Origin of the sequence: Paenibacillus sp. P36, from assembly GCF_045866505.1 — a bacterium.
GTDB classification, from domain to species: Bacteria; Bacillota; Bacilli; order Paenibacillales; family NBRC-103111; genus Paenibacillus_E; species Paenibacillus_E chondroitinus.
Genome location: NZ_AP038372.1, coordinates 4,941,661 through 4,960,783, shown reverse-complemented (window position 1 = coordinate 4,960,783; position 19,123 = coordinate 4,941,661). Strand labels below are relative to the sequence as shown.

Sequence of the window (19,123 nt, the reverse complement as noted above, 5' to 3'; positions counted from 1 at the left end):
GCCTAGGCCCAAAAATTCAATGACTATGGAGGAATATTCAGATGCAAAAAAATAGTAACGAATTAACGATACAAGCTCCGATTCAATCTGGATTTGGTCCAAGAACGACGGCGCAGGAAGCACTTGGGGGAGAAGATTTGAGCGGTAAAGTTGCGATTGTAACAGGTGGCTACTCAGGTCTAGGTTTCGAAACCGCACGTGTGCTTGCGAATGCCGGCGCGACGGTTATTGTACCCGCACGTACGCCGGGGAAAGCTCAAGCATCCGTATCCCATATCCCTGGGGTTGAACTGGAATCTTTGGATCTTCTAGATCCTGATTCCATTGATGCATTCGCCGAGCGATTCCTTGCCTCGAATCGTCCGTTGCATATCCTAGTTGATAGTGCCGGGATCATGGCATCGCCACTGGCGCGTGATCACCGCGGGTATGAAGCTCAGTTTGCAACAAACCACTTGGGGCATTTTCAACTTGCAGCAAGACTGTGGCCAGCTTTAGTGAAGACCGGGGGAGCTAGAGTTGTATCGGTTTCATCACGTGGTCATGCGATTAGCGGGATGGACTTCAACGATCCGCATTTTGAAACTCGCCCATATGAGAAATGGACAGCTTATGGACAATCCAAAACTGCAAATGCCTTATTTGCCGTCGCGTTGGATAAGCGAGGTAAATCCTACGGTGTTCGTGCTTTTTCCGTTCATCCAGGCTCGATTGTGACCGATTTGTCACGTAACCTGTCAGATGATGAAATGCATGCAATGGGGGCTTTGGACGATCAAGGGCAGCGGGTCTTCAGCGAGTATAACGATGAGTTTAAAACAATTTCGGAAGGTGCCGCTACGATTGTCTGGTGTGCTGTGAATAAACAATTGGAAGGCAAGGGAGGCGTCTATTGTGAAAATGTAGATATTGCACAGGCCGTTCCAGCCGATAACCCTCGCGGTCCAGGCGTCAAACCATGGGCGACGAATCCGGAATTCGCAGAGCAGCTCTGGCACCTTAGTGAAGATCTGACCGGTATCAAGTTTCCCGTATAAGCAAGAGTGAGCTATCAACCGTCCTCAGGTTTTCGAACCGTGTGGACGGTTTTTTGTCACACTTTGACACTCTCAATTGTCTTATTAAAGTCAAGACAACGTAGTATTGCCCGATTCGAAACAACGAGACGGATCGGGAAAAATCATCTTAGAGAGGTGTCACATGAAAGGAAATTCCTATTACTGGCGCAAACTGCATTCACTACTCGGAGTCATCCCACTTGGAGGTTTCATTCTAGTCCATCTATTGATTAACTTTCAGTCGTTTGAGCGCGGACCAGAGGGGTTCAGCAACGGTGTACATTTGGTCAACAGCTTGCCGCTGAAACCTTTACTCGAGATCTTTGGAATCTATATTCCGATCCTGTTCCATGGCGTATATGGACTTTATATGGCTTATCAATCCAATCTGAACTCAGGACAATATGCGTACGGTCGCAATTGGGCGTTTACCTTACAACGTATAACGGGGGTAATTACGTTTATTTTCGTTTTCTGGCATTTTTTTAATACGCGCTTTCAAGTCTACCTAGGGACTATCACCCATGATGATCTTGGTTCTACGATGCATCAAATTGCTACGAATCCAACGTATTTTGTCCTCTATGTGATCGGGGTATTGTCAGCGGTATTCCATTTCAGCAATGGTCTATGGGCTTTTATGATTAGTTGGGGGATTACGATATCTCCGCGCGCACAAAAAGTTTCTTCTAAAATTTGTATGGGAGTATTTGTTCTTGTTTCACTGCTGTTCCTTCTTTCGCTCATTGCGTTCACTGGCGAGGAATTTAAAGGAGCGGCGATCGGCATAGATTTGGCGGTCGGCAGCATCTGACGGTCGAATAACCTCATAACGGGATAAAGTTGTTGTCATGGTTCTTGACAGCAAACTTTATCCCGTTTTTGTTTCATATTCTCAGTTTATGAATTTTTAATATGTGGTTTAGATCTAGTTTATTTCCATTTATTATCTTATAGATACGACGATAACAGGGGGATTGCGGGACAATGAAAGTGTTAAATATGACACAGAAGAAGTGGCTTTTGAGCTTGCACATCCTTTTTTCAGCCATTATGCTAGGGACAAGTGTAACATTTCTTATTTTGAGTATAGCGGCAGTGAGTACCAATGATTCTGGATTAATACTTTCTTGCTACAAGGCTATGCATGTTTTATCTACAACTTCTGTCAGGGCCTCGTTTATTGGAACAATAGTGACAGGACTGCTTTTATCCGTGTGGACTCACTGGGGTTTGGTGAAATATTATTGGATCATAGCAAAAGAATTCCTTAGTTTGATCGCGCTTATCCTAGGTCCTATTGGCATGTACATTTGGACGCTTCAAGGCATATCGCTGATAACGGACGTGGGAGTCGAGGGAGCAAATCAAGGGGCTATGGTAGTAAACACGGTATCGCTGTTCATTGGCATAGCTTTACAGTTGATCTCCTTGGTTGCCATGTTTCTGCTTTCCGTTTTTAAGCCATGGGGGAAGCGCAAATAGGGCAGGTGCAATTAGTTATCTGGAAATGAGATATCGAATATCTCATTTCCGTATTATACAAGATAGAAGAACCGTTGTAAGATACATAAGCAGACAGAAACAACATAGTTAGCTAGCGCCTAAGAAAAGGACGCTTTTTTTAAACAAAATTAACTACCTTTTAATAGGTAGAAACGGAGAGTGGAGAAAATGAGTAATCAAGGTAAAGTTGTCGTAATTACAGGTGGAAGCAGTGGAATTGGGAAAGCAGCAGCTATTGAACTTGTAAAAAGAGGAGCAAATGTCGTCATCAATGGGCGTCGTGAGGAAGAGCTAGTTAAGGCTGCAAATGAAATCGATCCGACAGGTGCGCATGTCGCTTATGTTGCAGGAGATATTTCAAACCCGAAAGTAGCTGAACAGTTGATTAGCGAAGGACTTTCGCGTTTTGGCCGCATTGACACATTGATTAATAATGCTGGGATTTTTATTGCGAAACCATTTACCGAATACACGGAAGAAGATTTTGCCTCAATCCTTTCCGTCAATGTGGCAGGATTCTTCCATCTTACACAGCGCGCGCTGATCGAGATGTTGAAAGAGGGTTCAGGCCACATCATCAACATTACAGCAAGTGGCTTCATCGAGCAGCCAATTAAAGCCATTCCTGCTGCATTGCCCGCTTTAACCAAGGGAGGCTTGAACGCAGCAACGAAATCGCTAGCGATTGAATATGCGGACAAAGGAATTCGGGTGAACGCTGTCGCACCGGGAATTACCAAAACGCCGATGCATCCAGTTGAGAATCACAATTATTTGGCTACCTTACACCCGATGGGCAGAATGGGCGAGATGCAAGAGATTGTTGATGCGATTGTATATCTGGAATCCGCGAATTTTGTGACGGGAGAAATTCTTCACGTCGATGGCGGTCAAAATGCAGGTCAGTGGTAAGCAAGTCTAAGCTAGAGAAATCCGTGAATAGGGTTAGAACACAAATATAGCAAAGTCGTATCTCTTTATATAATCCCAGTGCCGTTCAGGCCTGGGATTATATGTGTTATCTCCTGACTATAACAAGGAGAGCGCGATGAAGAAGGCTGCTTCATCCTAGAATATTTTTGGTGAAAAAATGGGAAATTAACTTTAACAGTTTTTCACTAGGAGGACTTTTCATTGAAGTGGTTTAGGAAATGGATGCACAAGAAACCTGGGTATCCAATTATACCTGAGGATCATCACTCTGAAGCTGAAGAGACCGCCAACTTAAACTTGGATTTAGAGCAAAATGAATTAATTTTTAAACGTATATTCCATAAAAGTGCGGACATCGCTTTTCGAAAAGTTCAATCGGCAGGAAAAGATCATTGGCTTATCATTTACTTTACGACTCTTGTTGAAGAAGAGCTGATTAACAAGCATATTTTGGAACCAATGATAGCTAAATCGACCAAGCAAGACGAGTTATTTATCATAAATACAGAATCGCTGGATGATCAAGTTATCTCATTAGGGATGACGAGTATGACATCTGAAGTAAAGGAAATAGTAAATCAGGTGTTAAATGGCCATGCAGCTGTGCTTACTTTGGGGAACTGCGAAGCAATGCTGGTCAAAGTGAATGCTAAATCACAACGAAGCCTGGACGAACCGTCATCCGAACCTGTTATACGGGGTCCAAGAGTTGGATTTATCGAGAAAATCTCAACGAATATCGGATTAATACGCGCTAAAATTAAAACCTCAAGACTTAAAATGGAATCCTTTACAATTGGAGAGCTTACTAAAACCCCAGTTGTCATTACATACATAGAAGGTATTGCATCTGAATCTATCATTGAGGAAGTTCGAAAAAGGGTTGGTCGAATTCAAATTGATGGAATCATTGATTCAGGTTATGTTGAGGAATTTATTGAAGACAGTCCTTACTCCCCATTTCCACTTGTGCACAGTACAGAACGTCCAGATGTGGTTGCTGCAGAACTGTTGGAAGGAAAAGTAGCTATTCTAGTAGATACATCTCCATTTGTTTTAATTGTTCCTATGACCTTCTGGACGGGCCTCCAGGCAAGTGAGGATTATTACATCCGCTGGCCAATTGCCACATTTGTGCGGTGGATTCGTTTTCTTTTCATTAGTATCGCGATATTTGCTCCTCCACTATACGTCGCGATTTCGACTTTCAATCAGGAAATGATTCCAACGAATCTGGTGCTGAGTATTGCCTCCTCTAGAGAGCCAGTTCCTTTCCCTGCCGTTATCGAAGCCTTCATAATGGAAATTGTATTTGAAGCATTACGGGAAGCTGGAATTCGATTACCTAAGCAAATCGGGCAAGCGATTAGTATTGTCGGCGCTTTAGTCATCGGACAAGCGGCCGTATTAGCAGGCATAATCTCGGCACCGGTCGTTATTATTGTGTCCATTACTGGTATTGCAGCGTTTACGATTCCTCGTTACAGTTTTGCTAACGGTATCCGATTGCTACGATTTCCAATGCTATTACTGGCGGGTACGCTTGGCCTTTATGGCATTGTAATCGGGTTGTTGGGCATCGTGTTACATATCTCATCGCTTCGTTCGTTCGGTGTCCCTTACTTTACCCCGGCAGCACCGGTGAATTTCTCGGAATTAAAGGATGTCATCATCCGGGCACCTATTTGGGCCAAAACTCGGCGTCCTAATGAAACAAGCATGAAAGATACGGTACGTGAGCCGACAGGTCAGAAACCAAGTCCGGGATCTGCGGCGGCGAAAGGGAAGGAAGCTCCAGAATGAAACCATTCCTTTACATGGGTTTACTAGTCACATTATTGACCACAAGCGGCTGTTGGGACCGAACGGAAATAAATGATCTTGCTTTCATTATGGGAACGGCATTTGACATAACCGATGAAGGGAACTTTATCTTATCCCACCAAATTGCGATTCCTTCCTCCGCGCAAGGAGGGCCGGGTAGTGGCGGCAACAGCAATGAGAAATTTTTCGTTATTTCCGCTGAGGGTAGTAATGTGAATGAAGCTTTCTATAGGCTTCAGAAAAAAAGTTCGCGCAGACTGTTTACTGCCCACCGCGTCGTTATTTACATTGGCGAAAAGCTGTCTAAACGCGGAATTCAAGACATTCTCGATATTTACACCCACGATTCAAAACAACGCTTGAAAACATATATTATGGTTGTAAAGGGAGGAGAAGGGCGGGACATTCTGAAAGTGAAATACCCCTTTGAACAAGTGCCCAGTGAGGCAATCAAGGAGATGGAAACTTTAAGAAATGAGCTGGCAATCTCATTGCGAGACTTCTTTTTAGCCTCGTCTGGAGAAGGAATCAGCCCCGTACTGGGAGCCATCACACCGGATGGCATAACAGAAGGAGTCAAAGAAAGCCATATATTCAAGCTGGCTGGCTCGGCCATTTTTAAGGACTTCAAATTAGCTGGCTTCCTAAACGAGAATGAAACCAATGGATTTCTATGGGTTACAAATAGAATGAAGCATGGGAGTCTGAATGCAAATATACCAGATAGCGGTGGAACGGTTGGGATGATTTTATCAAAAACGGATCGGAAAATTACTCCGGAGATCAGCGGGGGTAAGATTAAATTTAACATACAGCTTCAAGGCGAAGGGAACATTTGGGAAAATAACACCAATTTAGATATTCGAATACCAGAGAATCTTAAAATTGTGGAGGAGGCGTTAGAGAAAGCGGTGGAGGAACAAATTCACGATACATTATCCAAAATCCAGAAGCAATACAAAGTAGATAGTGTGGGTTTTGGCAGAGAAATCTACCGTGACGAACCGAAACAGTGGAAAACGTTGAAAAACCAATGGGACAATAAGTTTCCGGAGGTAGCCGTTTCCTTTGAAGTTAAGATAAATATATTAGGCAGCGGAATGGCAGGTCCTCCTTTACATTTGAAGAGACAGGAGATCGTAAAATGATCGTTAAAATCGTTCTTTTTGTATGTTTCATGATCGTATGGTCTTTTGTTACAATCCGATCTATGCTGCGGAGACAGAAAAATAGAGAAGCAGCGGTATTCAGCAGTTTAATGCTCATATCGTCTGTAGTCGGTTCATTATTAATGGCTCGGGTTGAGCTGCCAAGTATGGTTGTCCCGTTCAAAATTGTTTTTGAACCTATCGGAAAAATGCTTTTAATGCGCTGAGGGCACAGCTTTTCTTTTGATTGTGTCTATCAGTAGAAGGAACAACGGTATGAGGCTTTGCGTGACAAAACCCCCGCTCGGGTAAATTAATGTAAGATAAGTCTGAAGTTCAGCACCATTTTTGAAAACCCAAACCGATCCGATGAGGCATAAGAGGGTAATTGGCGCCACGAGATCACGATAGTTCCGGATGCCGAAAATCTCGCTTATGCTCAGACTTATTATAAACAATGACACCGAAACTTTTACGAAACTGCCAATGACCCATACCATGACAGCTATGGCTTCGAGACGTTCGAATGAACCTTCAATACCTATATATTGCATGACGCTTAAATATGAATAGTTTAGTTGGCCTGTTAAGGAACCAAGGACCAAAATCGTAGTTAAAACGACGAAAAAAACAAAAATAAAAATACATAAAAGCGCATAAAGGGAGACCTTGAGCGCTTTTTTGGGTTGATTCAAATAGGGAAGCAGCCAGCCCAAAATAAACAGCTGATTCATAAAAGCTCCTGCCGGAAGGATGGCTCCTTGTAATACCGGCAGAAATCCGTCTGCTAAAACCGGTTTAAGCTGTTCATGATCTGCTGCACCAATCGTCAGAATCAAAAGTGGAATCAAAAAAACAATTTCAGTGGCGTAAGAAACTCAGCACATCTTCCGATGACCTCAATTCCCATATAAACAGCTAATCCGCAAAGGATCAATAAAGTCAGACTTCCTATTATGGACGGACTTCTTGGCAATAGCAGTGTTTTAATGAAAAAGGTATGTTGTATGGTCATAATCGAAATAGACATGAACCAAAAGTAAATATAATAAAGGCCCAAACAAGTTCCTAACCATTTACCGAGTATTTTTTGACTGTACGCTATGATGGTCAGACCTGGATAACGTTTCGCGAGTTTGGTCATCACCCAAATACTTAGTAAACCTGTTGTTGTGGAGGGTAATACCGATATCCAAGCATCTTGCTTGGCAAACATCGCCATCAATCCTGGAATGGTTAAGATGATCGTGGAAGCGATAAAAGAGAATAGCAGTATACCTAATTGGTTAGCTGTAATTTTTTCTGTATTGTGCATGGCAGCAACCCCTCAACCCCTCATCTCACCTCACAGAGGTTGCTCCAAGTATTGACTTATCGGTAGCTAATTATACGTTAAGACCCGCGAAATGCGCACGCATAGCCGTTAAGAAAGCGGACAATGCAGGTGTGATCAAAGCGTCCTTGCGCCGGATGAAGACCGTTGTCACGATGGCATGCTTGCCCGTAATTTCATGTGTGCGGATTCGTCCTTGCTCCTCTGGTTCGGCAGCGATTGTACGAGGCAAAAGCGAAATGCCTAAGCCTGCGCCGACACAACCGATAATCGTTTCCGGTGATCCGAAATCCATGAGTTTAACGGGGATTAAGCCTTCTTCTTTGAGCAGCAGATTTAACTTTGCCCGGTAGGCACAGCCGCTGCGCAAGACGAGAAGCGGGCGATCCTGCACATCATGGATGGAACGGATGGGCGGGTGGGAGGATGAAGTGACGAGGACCAGTTCTTCATCAATGACTTTTTCTTGAATGAGATCAGGATGTTCGACAGGACCGGCCACAAATGCTCCGTTAAGCTCATAATGAAGTACGCCATGGATATGCTGTTCTGTAGGACCCGTTGTTAATGTGAAATCGACAGCCGGATACTCCGTATGATAGTTGGTGAGCAGCATGGGCAGCCGGGCGGAGGCGGTTGTCTCCATGGAGCCAATATGCAGAGGACCGGCAGGCTCCGAGGAGTCTCCCACGGCAAGCCGGGCTTCCTGAATCACATGCAATATTTTCTCCGCATAGGAAACAAGGATTTGACCGGAAGGCGTAAGTGTGATCCCCCGGTTGTGGCGATAGAAGAGCTGTGTCTGCAAATCGGCCTCAAGCTGTTGAATCTTGTGAGTAACGTTGGACTGAGCGAAGTTTAATTTATTAGCCGCTTTGGAAATGCTGCCTTCATGTGCGGTGGTAAAAAATACTTTGAGCAACTGTATATCCATATAAAATATAAACCTCCTGTATTTGGTGCGATTAGCTATCAGTATTTGAGATAATGAAAGTCATTATTCTGCATTATACATGATAAAAGATCGCCTTGCATGTTGACACGCTATCTACTGAAAGCTAGAATTTATTTATGGATAAAAATAATAAAAATACAGCAGAATTTATTTTAGATACCGCTCAGTCGCTTGTGCAGCAATTTGGCTTTAACGGTTTTAGCTATTCACATATTGCAGACAAAGTAGGGATACGGAATGCTAGTATTCATTATTATTTCCCTAACAAAGAGGATCTGGGAGAAGCACTGATTACACGGTATCAAAGAAATTTTATTACCTACGTCGCACAAATTGATTTGGATATTCAGCATAGTTTGGAGAAACTGCGCAGATTCACTTTACTTTACAGTGGTCCAGTCCAAGAGTATCGTACTTGTCTGAGTGTCATGCTTTCAACGGATTTAGCTACACTATCCGGCAAGGTTCGAGATGGGTTAGCTCAATTCTTCACATCAAATTTAGAATGGTTGGAACGTGTGCTGGAGCAGGGGCGGCGTGATGGACAGCTCAAGTTTGAAGGTGCCGCAGATGTGAGAGCTCATCAATTTTTGGCTTCACTTCAAGGTGCGCAGCTGCTTGCAAGAAGTTTTAGCGATGTCAAAAAGTTTGATATGATTGTCGATGGTTTGCTATCCGCCTTAACTTGAAAAAGAAGGCGGATTGTTTTTATGTTATGACTACCTTTTAGTAGGTAAAACAATTATATTCTAAATGGCGTATCATTTCTTGAGAAATAAAGAAAAATAATGAAGGTAAATGAGTGTGCCGTCCATCGTAATTTAAAACGAAATCAATGATGAAATGAGGCAAATAAAATGAAAACTTTAGTCATCGTTACGCATCCGAACTTGGAAGGATCCACTTGGAATAAAGCATGGGTGAAGGCTCTACAAGAACAAACAGATTACACCATCCATGAGTTATACAAAACGTACCCAGACGAAAATATCGATGTTGCTAAGGAGCAGAAGTTAATTGAGTCGCATGACCGCATTATTTTTCAATACCCGTTTTATTGGTACAGCACTCCGCCATTATTAAAAAAGTGGTTTGATACCGTATTATTATACGGGTGGGCTTATGGACCTGAAGGTAAACTGGCAGGAAAAGAAATCGGTGCTGCGATCTCGACGTATGGCACCAAAGAGTCGTATTCAAAAAGCGGGTCCAATCGCTTTACCTTGGAAGAGATGCTGCGACCGGTAGAAGCGCTTGCTCATTTTATTAGCGCCTCGTATTTGCCGCACTTTGCTCTGAACGATACGTCGAATGCGACAGATGATCGTGTAGCAAAAAGCGCCCAAGATTATGTTCAGCATCTCAAAACGGTCAAACCCGCTGTGATGGTTTAGGAACGTTTTAGTTAAAAGGCTTTCGCCCTCGTGGGTGGAAGTCTTTTTAATTTAGTAAGTTTCCAGAGTCGCAATTGTGCTACAATGGTTTCGTAATTAAAATGAATCCTTATCAAAAGAGAAAGGAGGGGTGTATATGCTTATCCGATTGAATAAAGTTCTCGAGAAGGCTATGCCTTTTGTCACGCCAACGGCTGTAATTGTTGGGCTAATTTGCAGTGTTTGGCTGCACAATCTGAGCTTTCTGGTGCCATGGATTTTTGCGCTGATGACGTTCTTCGGTAGTATTGGCTCTAATTTTAAAGATTTACAGAAGGTCATGATGCATCCGCTGCCGATTGTCGCTAACTTTATCATTCTGCATCTTGCCATGCCATTGCTTGGTTGGGCGGCCGGCTCGCTTTTTTTCCCGGGAGATGATTTGACTCAGACTGGTTTTGTTCTCCTATTCGTTATTCCTACAGGCGTAGTTAGCTTGGTATGGGTCACTATTTACGGGGGAAATATAGCGCTTACTTTGGCGCTGATTTTGCTGGACACGCTTCTGTCTCCCTTTATTGTGCCACTTAGTCTTTCACTCATCGTTGGAGCGAAGGTACATATGGACCAATGGGACATTATGAGAGGATTATTTTTAATGGTCGTGATTCCCTCATTGATCGGCACGTTCCTGAATCAGTGGACAAAAGGGAGAATTAAAACCACATGGGGACCCAGGTTTGCGCCTTTTTCAAAAATAGGCCTTTTTGTGGTCGTCGCGATTAATTCCTCAGTCATAGCTCCTTATCTGAAGAACATGAATGGCCAATTGGTCAAAATCATTGTAATCGCTTTCGTGAGTGCGACCATCGGATACCTGGCAGGGTGGCTGGTGTCACGGATGATGAAATGGGAAAGCGAAGTTACGATAGCCTTAACGTTTAATTCCGGGATGCGAAATTTAAGTGCAGGCGCGGTGCTCGCCATCAGCTTTTTTCCGCCGCCAGTGGCGCTTCCTGTTGTCGCAGGCATGCTGTTTCAGCAAATTCTGGCGGCAATATTCGGGCAACGTCTGGCTAAAAGCTACGGTGTAAACGGCCACACAGCAAAAGCAGCCTAGTAGAGATGTAATTACACTTGACGTATACATAAGGTATCGTGTGAAACTAAAAAAGCCTTCAGGACCACTCTCAAGTGGGCTGGAGGCTTTTAATTTTGTTCCTTGCTTTACTGAATCATGGTAAAAGAAAAATGTTGATCAAGCGCAAAATTAATCGCGCCGAGTGCACCGCCGATTTCGGGTAAAACGGCCGTGTCCACGGCGATCCCGGCAGAGAGGGCTAACATAGACCGCTGCTTCATAACTTTTGTAGCGGTTTGTACATATGTGCTGCACATACTGGGGATGGATCCCCCAAGAATGATCGCCTCCGGATTGAGCAAATTGACCACATTAGCCAACGCGATCCCGAGATACGTGGCGGCGCGATTAATGATGCGTAAGGCCAACGCATCACCTTGGTCTGCAGCCAAGCAAACGTCCTTTGCTTGCAGAATTTGCAGATCGTTTCCGGCTATCACACGGTTGAGCACACTATCTTCCTGTCCGGAACGGAGCTGCCTGCGCGCTTCCTGTTCAATGGCCGAAGCCGTTGAATAGAGGTGTAAGCAACCGTTATTTCCACATGGACATACGGGTCCGTCCGGCTCAACTGTAATATGTCCGAGCTCGCCTGCTCCGCCGAACGAACCTGAAACCAATTGTCGGTCATTAAAAATTCCGGCAGCAATCCCGGAACCGACACCGACATAGATCATATGCTTATAGCTGCTGCCTGAACCGAAGCGGCATTCGGCAAGTCCACGGGCACGGTGCCTGTTGATGGCTACAGTGGGCCAACCAAGCTTTTTACTTACCATGTCCTCAATCTCCACGTTTGACCAGCCCAAATCGGAAGCGCTTTTAATAATACCTCTTCTTGTATCGACAAGACCAGGCACTCCCAGACCGAACAATTGGATGACGCCAATTTTCAATTCTTTAACAAATTTTTCCGTTTGCTCCGTTAACTCCTGAATCGCGATCTCGGGCAGGGGAGAGCTGACAGGTATTTTCGTAAGATGAATGACATTCCCAAGTAAATCAAACACGCCCAACGTCCATACTTGATTATCCAGATCAGCGCCCATAATGCCTGGTGATCCTGGGACAAGCTCTAGTGAAATAGCTGGACGGCCTCCCGTTGACGGGGCTTTTTCTGTTTCTTGGACCAGCTTACAATCCATGAGTTCGGAAATCGTGGAAGAGATGGTCGCTCTGCTCAGTTCCGTAACTTTGGTCAATTTAATCCGAGGCATGGAACCGTGCATCCGCAAAGCTTGAATGATACTGGTTTTGGTACCCTTTTGATCGCTTTTATATGGACTTATCATGTGTTTTCACCGTCGCTATATCATTATGTAATTAAACCGATTATACCTGAACCCATACGAATAGTGGTAATGAGCTTACTTTAATAAAAATAAGAACAAAGATCAATGTTTTTCTAGCAATAATATTTAATTTAAGCGGATAAACAAATAACTTAATTTAAATGTTGACATAAGTTACGGGTTTATTTTATGATATCCTCATACTATTGAAAGCGCTATTACGGAAAGGGCGGGATGAGAACAATGATCATTTTAGGCGGTAATATGTATGATGATTCAACCATTGAGCATTTTTTAAAAGATGCAGCTGCTGTTGGTTATGAGGGCGTCGAGATTCGCGGTGTTGGTGAATTAAAGGATGGCCATATCTCGCAAGAACGAGCGGAGCAGATTAAAAGTTTGCTCGTAGGTTATCGGTTAACTCCAATCAATTTATCCCTTTTTGTTGGGAATTTTGCTTGTAATACGGAAGAGGAAAACCATGCGGAATTCCTGAAGTGGGAGCGCTATCTCGATTTTGCCTCAACCATTGGATGCGGCATGATGCGATTGAACCCAGGGTTCCAGCATTCCGATGAGGTGTCCAAGAAGGACTTTGCTAAGGCCGTCAAGTGGTTCCAGCAATGCGCCGATGCGGCAAACAGCCGAAATATTCGGGCGGTTATTGAGATGCATCACGGAACGCTTTGTGATCATGCCGATTCCTCCATCGCTTTTGTAGAAGCAGTAGGGCGCAGCAATGTAGGGCTGATCCTGGATCCGGTCAATTTGTATCAGGTGCCGACTGATTATGGGATTGCAACTATTCAACGTTTAAAACCGTATCTCCTCAACATTCATATTAAGGATATTGTGAAGCTGCAAGGCAACCAGTATCCATGGGCTTTCGAATACAGTGATTATGTGCCGCATATCGGCCGCTATCATAGAGTCATACCGAAGCAAGGTAAGCAAGATGAGCAATATTTCTGCCATCGGCTTATTAATCAAGGTGGGATTGATTGGTATGAAGTGTTCCGGGGGCTGGAACAAATCGGATACAACGGTTACCTCACCGTTGAAAGTGTAAGCAAGCCTGGCTCCGATCTTCCCGTACATACCGAATTAGCTCAGCAATGTTATAACGATGTGCAGCATCTGCTTAGCGTCACAAAATCTAACGTTAATGTATAAGAATTGCGTTGAGGGAGAGGGAGGACAGGCGGCTGTGGAACATTCGGAATCGAAAAAAACTTATTCGTTTTCACTGTTTGTGAAACATTGGAAAGATCAATCGGCTCCCGAGCTGGCCAGCTTTGTAAGCCGAATTGGATTTGACGGTATCGAGCTTCCGATTCGAGACGGGTTTCAGGTAGAACCAGAAACAGCTCGGAAAACACTGCCGCAATTTGCCAAGCAGTTAAACGAGCAAGGGGTCAATCTGTATAGCGTTGCCGCTTCAACGGATGAATCGATTTTCGCCGCATGCTCGGAAGCCGGTGTACCGTTGATCCGAATTATGGTTAATATCGATCAGGACGGATATAAGGCGACGGAAGAGAGGACCAAGCGGAAGCTGGAGGTGCTTGTCCCGCTTTGCGAGAAATATGGCGTAAAGGTCGGCATTCAGCAGCATTATGGAAACTACATCATCGATTCGAACGGCATTATGCAGTTGATGTCTCCAATAAACCCCGAGCATATCGGCGTCGTCTGGGATGCTGCGCACGATGCATTCGCTGGGCAGCAGCCTGAATATGGTTTGGACATCGTATGGTCCCATCTGGCGATGGTGAATTTGAAAAATGGTTTTTTTCAACGAAGTAATGGACCTGAGGCTGAAACAGCGGAGTGGAAACGTCATTTCACGACCGGACGGCACGGCATGGCGCACTGGCCGAGAATTGCCAGCTATGTGAAAGAACGAAACTATGCCGGTATCATTTGTTTGACTGCAGAGTATACGGATTTGGCCAATAAGGACCGCTACATCACCGAAGATCTTGCTTATGCGAAATCGCTTTTCAAGTAAATAGGAGGTGCAGGGCAAATGGCAGCTCAGAGTGAATGGCATCTGGGTAGTATCCCGGAAGCTGTCCCGCAAAGCAGATGGAAACATGTGCTGCATGGACTTAGACGAGACAAATTTCTATATTTGTTAATTGCTCCAGGTGTGTTGTTTTTCCTGATCTTCAAATATGTCCCGATGTGGGGAGTCGTGATCGCCTTTCAAGATTACTCCCCATATATGGGGGTATCGGGAAGCCCATGGGTTGGCTTTGACCATTTTATCCGCTTCTTCTCGAATCAAGACTTCTACTTATTATTTCGAAATACGATGGCCATCAGCTTGTTAAGTCTGGTATTCTTTTTCCCGCTGCCGATCCTACTTGCCCTTCTGCTGAATGAACTACGTAATGAAGTTTATAAAAAGTGGATCCAATCCATCGTCTACATGCCGCACTTTCTTTCGTGGGTTATTATCGCAGGGATTACTTTCTTGTTGTTATCGCAATCATCGGGGATTATTAATAAGATGCTAGTCAGTTTAGGGGCTGCCAAATACGACTTTTTAACGAATGAAAACAGTTTCTGGATCCTTCTTACGGTGCAGAACGTCTGGAAAGAAGCGGGATGGGGAACGATCATTTTCCTTGCTGCTATCGCGGGGGTCGATCCTGGACTGTATGAAGCGGCTAAAATAGACGGAGCGGGCCGTATTCGGCAAGCTTGGCACGTAACGCTGCCAGCAATTCGAAGTGTCATTATCGTACTGTTCATCCTCAAGCTCGGGCACATCATGGATGTTGGATTCGAGCAAGTATTTCTGATGATGAATGGCGCCGTTTCCAATGTGGCCGATGTTTTTGAAACCTATGCTTATCGTCTAGGTATTCAGCAAGGGCAATTCAGCTTCAGCACTGCTGTCGGCTTATTCAAATCAGTGGTTGGATTGATTTTGGCTATTGGAGCCAATAAGTTGGCTAAACGATTTGGTGAAGAAGGCGTATACTGATCTCCGCAAATACAGGAAACGGGGTGAGAATGATGAATCGAAGCTTAAGCGAGCGTTTATTTGATATGATGAATATTATCTTGCTCGGTATTATAGCGATCATTACGATTTTTCCGCTTTATTATGTGTTTGTCGTTTCATTTACGGATCCAGCAGAATACATCCAAAAGCAGGGCTATCTCTTATTTCCGCAGAAATGGACACTGGATTCCTACAAATATTTGTTATCTACGTCTGCCTTTCAAAATGCAACGATGATCAGTGGTTTTCTGGCAACTGTCGGAACAGCGCTCAGCCTTGTGATAACAGCTGCACTGGCTTATGGGTTATCCCGTAAGCGGTTGCAGGGCAGAAGACTGATCATGTTATTGATTCTAATCACCCTTTTGTTCAGTCCGGGACTGATCCCGCCTTACCTGCTGGTTCGCGACTTGGGATTGATTAACAGCGTCTGGTCCTTAATTCTACCGGTGCTGACAAGTGGGTGGTACGTTATTCTCATGAAAAGCTTTTTCGACAGCATCCCTGTTGAGTTAGAAGAATCCGCTATTATTGACGGCTCCACGGATATCGGCGTATTCTTCCGCATTGTCCTTCCTCTATCTCTTCCTGCTCTTGCTGCATTTGGACTATTCTACGCAGTGGCGTATTGGAACACATTTTTTAGTGCGGTTTTGTACATCAATGATTATACCAAGTGGCCGCTTCAGCTGGTGCTCCGCAATATGTTAATCGACTCATCGACGCAAGCAGGAGGGGCTGCTGCAGCACAGATGATGGCCGAACAAAGCATCCCTACCGAAACTTTAAAAATGGCTGCTGTCGTCATTGCGACACTGCCAATCCTGTGTGTTTATCCGTTCCTGCAAAAGCATTTTGCCAAAGGCGTTATGCTGGGTTCGGTGAAAGGATAATCTTTTTAAAATGAATGAGGAGGGTTCTTATGAAAAGAAATGAGAGGTCAATGACGAACAAAGTAGTGCCTGTATCGTTAACTTTCATGATGGCAGCATCGGTTCTGTCGGCTTGCTCAGGCGGAGCACCGGCTTCAACAACAGGAACAGGAACTGCAGCTGACAGCGGTCCACCAACGGAAATTAGCATTTTTACGGAGTTTAGCACACCGGAACCACCAGCAGCCGATAATCCAGTGACCAAGGAATTCGAGAAGCGCACGAATACGAAGCTGACAATTACTTGGGCATCTCCGAATGCATGGGAAGAGAAACAGAACGTCATGTTAGCTTCAGGCGATATGCCGGATTTGATGAAAATCAAAGACATGAAGCAAACGCAAGCGATCACCATGATCAAGCAAGGCGCTTTTTGGGATTTGACGCCGTACTTGAAGGATTATAAAAATTTATCTGCTTATCCGCAAGAAATTATGGACAGTGTCAAAGTAAACGGTAAGCAATATATCCTGCCGTCAGTACGACCGCTGCATGGAAGCAGCTTCTTTAATATCCGCCAAGACTGGTTGGATAACGTTGGGCTGAAGATGCCGCACACCATGGATGAGTTCTACGCCGCTTTGAAAGCTTTCGTTGACAAAGATCCCGACAAAAACGGGAAAGCTGACACGTACGGCTATAACGGAAAGAACTGGGAGAAAGTCATTGATATTTTCAATAAAAGCAATGGCAAGTGGAAACTGCAAGACGGCAAACTGGTGGACACCGATCTAGAACAGGGAACAAGAGAAGGACTTATTTATCTTAACAAGATGTACAAGGATAAAATATTGCCTGAAGATTTCGTTGCTATGAAAACAACCGATTTTGAAAACATGGCGAAAGCAGGTAAAGTCGGTGTTCAAGTGGATACCACAGAAGGCGTTTTCCGGGCGACGGAAGGTGCGCAAAAGCTTGATCCGAAAGCGGATTTTGTGGCTATGACTTATTTGGAAAGTGCAGCAGGTAAAATGGTTCCTACAGGTACCGGATTCGCAGGGCTGTATGTGATTCCGAAAAAAGTTCCTGAAGCCAAAATGAAGAAAATCCTGGCTTTGATGGATTATGGCGCATCCGAGGAAGGTTTCGAATTGGCCTGTTACGGCCTGAAGGATATCCACTTCACCGTGGTAGACGGTTTCAAAACGGCGACAGAGCAAGCGGTGAAAGACAGTGTATCACAAAGCTCGTTCGGTAAAATCTTCGAAAGATTTGATCCGTACTTATGGGCTTATCGCGTGGGTATGCCGAAAGCGACCTTCGAGCGTAATAAAAAAATTATTGATGAACGAGGAAATTATGGCGTACCGGATGTATCCATTGGTCTTATGTCCGATATTGATTTGAAAATGGGACCTGACTTCAAGAAGAAAATGGATGATATGAAGGTCAAAGTGATTATGGGGAAAGAACCGATCGAATCCTGGGATGCGATGGTAAAAATGTATAAAGCGGATGCCAATTACATGAAGATGATAGATGAATTTAATAAGTCCTATCAAGACAGGAAAAACAGCAAATAAAGAGAAAAAGGAGTCGAGCAAACATGCTGCGTAAATTACGATTAGCCGTTGTCGGATTGGGACGTGTGTCGAAGTCCCATCTTCCGGCTATACGGGAGCTATCCGATCACATTGAACTTGTTGCCCTAGTTTCTCGTGATGAAGGTAAACTGCGGCAGGAAGCCGAAAAGTGGGAGGGGGTACATACCTACACGTCATACGATGATGCTGTAAATGATCCGGATATTGACGCGTTTTTGCTGCTTCTGCCGCATGATCTTCACGCGGAATATTCGATTAAGGCACTTCATGCCGGCAAACATGTGCTGGTAGAGAAGCCTATGGCGATGAACGTGCAGGAAGCGGAGGAGATGGCGGAGGCAGCGGAACGTGCCAACGTTACGTTAATGATTGGGCAAAGCCGCCGTTTCTATCAACCGGTTATGGAATCAATTCGCCAGGTGAGAAAGAAAGCCATTGGCGATTTGATCAACATCAATGCGATGTTATTGGCACATATGGATAAGCCGGCTGCGGACTGGTGGAAGGACGAATCAAAAATTGGTGGATTTATCATTCCATTATGGGGAAGCCATATTCTAGACTATATTCAGTGGGCATATGGAAGAGCTCCGAAGTCCGTTTATGCGCAGGGACATTCCAACAATCCGAATTGGTCGGGTGAAGATGAAGTAGCCATTTCCATGAATTTTGGCGAGGGTCAAATGGCGAATGTGTGGATGTCGTTTAACGCCGGTTGCCGCCCAACCGATGAAGATGGGCTTACTGGGAAGCGGATATGGTCGACGCAGAATAGCATTTATGAGCGCTATTTAATTGGATCGAACGGCTTACTCCATCTGAAGGATGAGTATGAACTTAGCCTGAACGGCGAGACGCTGGAAACGTGTGAGTCAACATTCCCTAATTTCAAATGGCAGCTTGAGGAATTTGCCAATGCGATCCGAGAAGGGCGTGAACCGCTGGCTTCAGGCCGGGAGATCATCCAAGTGATGAGGGTTATGGATGGTTGCTTTGAATCTATGCGGACCGGTCAGGTTGTGCATCTTTAAGCTTTAGTTTTGTCTAAGGAAAACAGAGGGAGGACTT

General features: G+C 44.5%; 20 protein-coding genes. 16 read left to right on the top strand and 4 right to left on the bottom strand.

The genetic code is table 11. From position 1 onward, the window contains the following. Window positions 1–41: 41 nt before the first annotated feature. The 7 genes from ACKTT9_RS22245 to ACKTT9_RS22215 all read left to right on the top strand — a co-directional run bounded on the left by ACKTT9_RS22245 (window position 42) and on the right by ACKTT9_RS22215 (window position 6,696). On the top strand, window positions 42–1,037 hold the full coding sequence (locus tag ACKTT9_RS22245; protein ID WP_407867685.1) for an oxidoreductase: 996 nt from the start codon (window positions 42–44) through the stop codon (window positions 1,035–1,037). Between the two features lie 163 nt (window positions 1,038–1,200). Then, window positions 1,201–1,872, top strand: a complete 672-nt coding sequence (locus ACKTT9_RS22240; protein WP_407867684.1) for a succinate dehydrogenase cytochrome b558 subunit — start codon at window positions 1,201–1,203, stop codon at window positions 1,870–1,872. A gap of 173 nt (window positions 1,873–2,045) precedes the next feature. Beyond that, window positions 2,046–2,543: a hypothetical protein gene (locus ACKTT9_RS22235; protein ID WP_407867683.1), complete on the top strand. Its 498-nt coding sequence runs from the start codon at window positions 2,046–2,048 to the stop codon at window positions 2,541–2,543. A gap of 189 nt (window positions 2,544–2,732) precedes the next feature. Further along, window positions 2,733–3,476 carry an SDR family NAD(P)-dependent oxidoreductase gene (locus ACKTT9_RS22230; RefSeq protein WP_407867682.1) on the top strand — a complete coding sequence of 248 codons (744 nt, stop codon included), beginning with the start codon at window positions 2,733–2,735 and terminating at the stop codon, window positions 3,474–3,476. A 222-nt stretch (window positions 3,477–3,698) separates the two neighbouring features. Next, the gene (locus ACKTT9_RS22225; RefSeq protein WP_407867681.1) at window positions 3,699–5,300 is read left to right on the top strand and encodes a spore germination protein; all 1,602 of its coding nucleotides are present in this window, start codon (window positions 3,699–3,701) and stop codon (window positions 5,298–5,300) included. Continuing rightward, window positions 5,297–6,469: a Ger(x)C family spore germination protein gene (locus tag ACKTT9_RS22220; RefSeq protein WP_407867680.1), complete on the top strand. Its 1,173-nt coding sequence runs from the start codon at window positions 5,297–5,299 to the stop codon at window positions 6,467–6,469. The genes ACKTT9_RS22225 and ACKTT9_RS22220 overlap by 4 nt, the downstream gene beginning before the upstream one ends. Then, window positions 6,466–6,696, top strand: coding sequence for a hypothetical protein (locus tag ACKTT9_RS22215; RefSeq protein ID WP_407867679.1), 231 nt, complete (start codon window positions 6,466–6,468; stop codon window positions 6,694–6,696). The genes ACKTT9_RS22220 and ACKTT9_RS22215 overlap by 4 nt, the downstream gene beginning before the upstream one ends. Here ACKTT9_RS22215 and ACKTT9_RS22210 read toward each other — a convergent pair. The 3 genes from ACKTT9_RS22210 to ACKTT9_RS22200 all read right to left on the bottom strand — a co-directional run bounded on the left by ACKTT9_RS22210 (window position 6,685) and on the right by ACKTT9_RS22200 (window position 8,736). Next, on the bottom strand, window positions 6,685–7,320 hold the full coding sequence (locus tag ACKTT9_RS22210) for a GerAB/ArcD/ProY family transporter (RefSeq protein ID WP_407867678.1): 636 nt from the start codon (window positions 7,318–7,320) through the stop codon (window positions 6,685–6,687). The two genes, ACKTT9_RS22215 and ACKTT9_RS22210, sit on opposite strands and share 12 nt — an antisense overlap. Then, window positions 7,317–7,784, bottom strand: coding sequence for a GerAB/ArcD/ProY family transporter (locus ACKTT9_RS22205; protein ID WP_407867677.1), 468 nt, complete (start codon window positions 7,782–7,784; stop codon window positions 7,317–7,319). Before ACKTT9_RS22205 ends, ACKTT9_RS22210 begins: the two co-directional genes overlap by 4 nt. Before the next feature lie 70 nt (window positions 7,785–7,854). Next, complete coding sequence (locus ACKTT9_RS22200; RefSeq protein ID WP_407867676.1) at window positions 7,855–8,736, bottom strand: LysR family transcriptional regulator; 882 nt, start codon at window positions 8,734–8,736, stop codon at window positions 7,855–7,857. Window positions 8,737–8,873: 137 nt separating this feature from the next. Between ACKTT9_RS22200 and ACKTT9_RS22195 the strand changes: the two genes are divergently transcribed. From ACKTT9_RS22195 to ACKTT9_RS22185, 3 genes are all read left to right on the top strand, one after another. Continuing rightward, window positions 8,874–9,446 (top strand): TetR/AcrR family transcriptional regulator, encoded by a 573-nt coding sequence (locus ACKTT9_RS22195; protein WP_407867675.1) that lies wholly within the window; start codon window positions 8,874–8,876, stop codon window positions 9,444–9,446. Window positions 9,447–9,614: 168 nt separating this feature from the next. After that, a complete protein-coding gene (locus ACKTT9_RS22190; RefSeq protein WP_407867674.1) occupies window positions 9,615–10,151 on the top strand; it encodes an NAD(P)H-dependent oxidoreductase in 537 nt (178 codons plus the stop codon). 136 nt (window positions 10,152–10,287) lie between these two features. Beyond that, window positions 10,288–11,250: a bile acid:sodium symporter family protein gene (locus tag ACKTT9_RS22185; protein ID WP_407867673.1), complete on the top strand. Its 963-nt coding sequence runs from the start codon at window positions 10,288–10,290 to the stop codon at window positions 11,248–11,250. Window positions 11,251–11,357: 107 nt separating this feature from the next. On the opposite strand, the gene ACKTT9_RS22180 is transcribed toward ACKTT9_RS22185, so the two are convergent. Further along, the gene (locus ACKTT9_RS22180; protein ID WP_157321048.1) at window positions 11,358–12,563 is read right to left on the bottom strand and encodes an ROK family protein; all 1,206 of its coding nucleotides are present in this window, start codon (window positions 12,561–12,563) and stop codon (window positions 11,358–11,360) included. A 234-nt stretch (window positions 12,564–12,797) separates the two neighbouring features. Between ACKTT9_RS22180 and ACKTT9_RS22175 the strand changes: the two genes are divergently transcribed. The 6 genes from ACKTT9_RS22175 to ACKTT9_RS22150 are packed head-to-tail and all read left to right on the top strand — an operon-like array spanning window position 12,798 to window position 19,086. Next, a complete protein-coding gene (locus ACKTT9_RS22175) occupies window positions 12,798–13,736 on the top strand; it encodes a sugar phosphate isomerase/epimerase family protein (RefSeq protein ID WP_407867672.1) in 939 nt (312 codons plus the stop codon). Between the two features lie 34 nt (window positions 13,737–13,770). After that, a complete protein-coding gene (locus tag ACKTT9_RS22170; RefSeq protein WP_407867671.1) occupies window positions 13,771–14,574 on the top strand; it encodes a sugar phosphate isomerase/epimerase family protein in 804 nt (267 codons plus the stop codon). An 18-nt stretch (window positions 14,575–14,592) separates the two neighbouring features. Further along, window positions 14,593–15,558: an ABC transporter permease gene (locus ACKTT9_RS22165; RefSeq protein ID WP_407867670.1), complete on the top strand. Its 966-nt coding sequence runs from the start codon at window positions 14,593–14,595 to the stop codon at window positions 15,556–15,558. Window positions 15,559–15,590: 32 nt separating this feature from the next. Beyond that, entirely contained in the window at window positions 15,591–16,472 is an 882-nt protein-coding gene (locus ACKTT9_RS22160) for a carbohydrate ABC transporter permease (RefSeq protein WP_407873092.1), read from the top strand. A 29-nt stretch (window positions 16,473–16,501) separates the two neighbouring features. Further along, window positions 16,502–18,034, top strand: coding sequence for an ABC transporter substrate-binding protein (locus ACKTT9_RS22155; protein WP_407867669.1), 1,533 nt, complete (start codon window positions 16,502–16,504; stop codon window positions 18,032–18,034). 23 nt (window positions 18,035–18,057) lie between these two features. Beyond that, window positions 18,058–19,086 carry a Gfo/Idh/MocA family protein gene (locus tag ACKTT9_RS22150; RefSeq protein ID WP_407867668.1) on the top strand — a complete coding sequence of 343 codons (1,029 nt, stop codon included), beginning with the start codon at window positions 18,058–18,060 and terminating at the stop codon, window positions 19,084–19,086. Window positions 19,087–19,123: the final 37 nt, after the last annotated feature.

Excerpts from the sequence above, each read along its gene's own strand:
- ACKTT9_RS22245 (WP_407867685.1), top strand. The coding sequence starts at position 42 with ATGCAAAAAAATAGTAACGAATTAACGATACAAGCTCCGATTCAATCT.
- ACKTT9_RS22240 (WP_407867684.1), top strand. The coding sequence starts at position 1,201 with ATGAAAGGAAATTCCTATTACTGGCGCAAACTGCATTCACTACTCGGA.
- ACKTT9_RS22235 (WP_407867683.1), top strand. The coding sequence starts at position 2,046 with ATGAAAGTGTTAAATATGACACAGAAGAAGTGGCTTTTGAGCTTGCAC.
- ACKTT9_RS22230 (WP_407867682.1), top strand. The coding sequence starts at position 2,733 with ATGAGTAATCAAGGTAAAGTTGTCGTAATTACAGGTGGAAGCAGTGGA.
- ACKTT9_RS22220 (WP_407867680.1), top strand. The coding sequence starts at position 5,297 with ATGAAACCATTCCTTTACATGGGTTTACTAGTCACATTATTGACCACA.
- ACKTT9_RS22215 (WP_407867679.1), top strand. The coding sequence starts at position 6,466 with ATGATCGTTAAAATCGTTCTTTTTGTATGTTTCATGATCGTATGGTCT.
- ACKTT9_RS22205 (WP_407867677.1), bottom strand. The coding sequence starts at position 7,784 with ATGCACAATACAGAAAAAATTACAGCTAACCAATTAGGTATACTGCTA.
- ACKTT9_RS22200 (WP_407867676.1), bottom strand. The coding sequence starts at position 8,736 with ATGGATATACAGTTGCTCAAAGTATTTTTTACCACCGCACATGAAGGC.
- ACKTT9_RS22195 (WP_407867675.1), top strand. The coding sequence starts at position 8,874 with ATGGATAAAAATAATAAAAATACAGCAGAATTTATTTTAGATACCGCT.
- ACKTT9_RS22190 (WP_407867674.1), top strand. The coding sequence starts at position 9,615 with ATGAAAACTTTAGTCATCGTTACGCATCCGAACTTGGAAGGATCCACT.
- ACKTT9_RS22185 (WP_407867673.1), top strand. The coding sequence starts at position 10,288 with ATGCTTATCCGATTGAATAAAGTTCTCGAGAAGGCTATGCCTTTTGTC.
- ACKTT9_RS22180 (WP_157321048.1), bottom strand. The coding sequence starts at position 12,563 with ATGATAAGTCCATATAAAAGCGATCAAAAGGGTACCAAAACCAGTATC.
- ACKTT9_RS22175 (WP_407867672.1), top strand. The coding sequence starts at position 12,798 with ATGAGAACAATGATCATTTTAGGCGGTAATATGTATGATGATTCAACC.
- ACKTT9_RS22165 (WP_407867670.1), top strand. The coding sequence starts at position 14,593 with ATGGCAGCTCAGAGTGAATGGCATCTGGGTAGTATCCCGGAAGCTGTC.
- ACKTT9_RS22160 (WP_407873092.1), top strand. The coding sequence starts at position 15,591 with ATGAATCGAAGCTTAAGCGAGCGTTTATTTGATATGATGAATATTATC.
- ACKTT9_RS22155 (WP_407867669.1), top strand. The coding sequence starts at position 16,502 with ATGAAAAGAAATGAGAGGTCAATGACGAACAAAGTAGTGCCTGTATCG.
- ACKTT9_RS22150 (WP_407867668.1), top strand. The coding sequence starts at position 18,058 with ATGCTGCGTAAATTACGATTAGCCGTTGTCGGATTGGGACGTGTGTCG.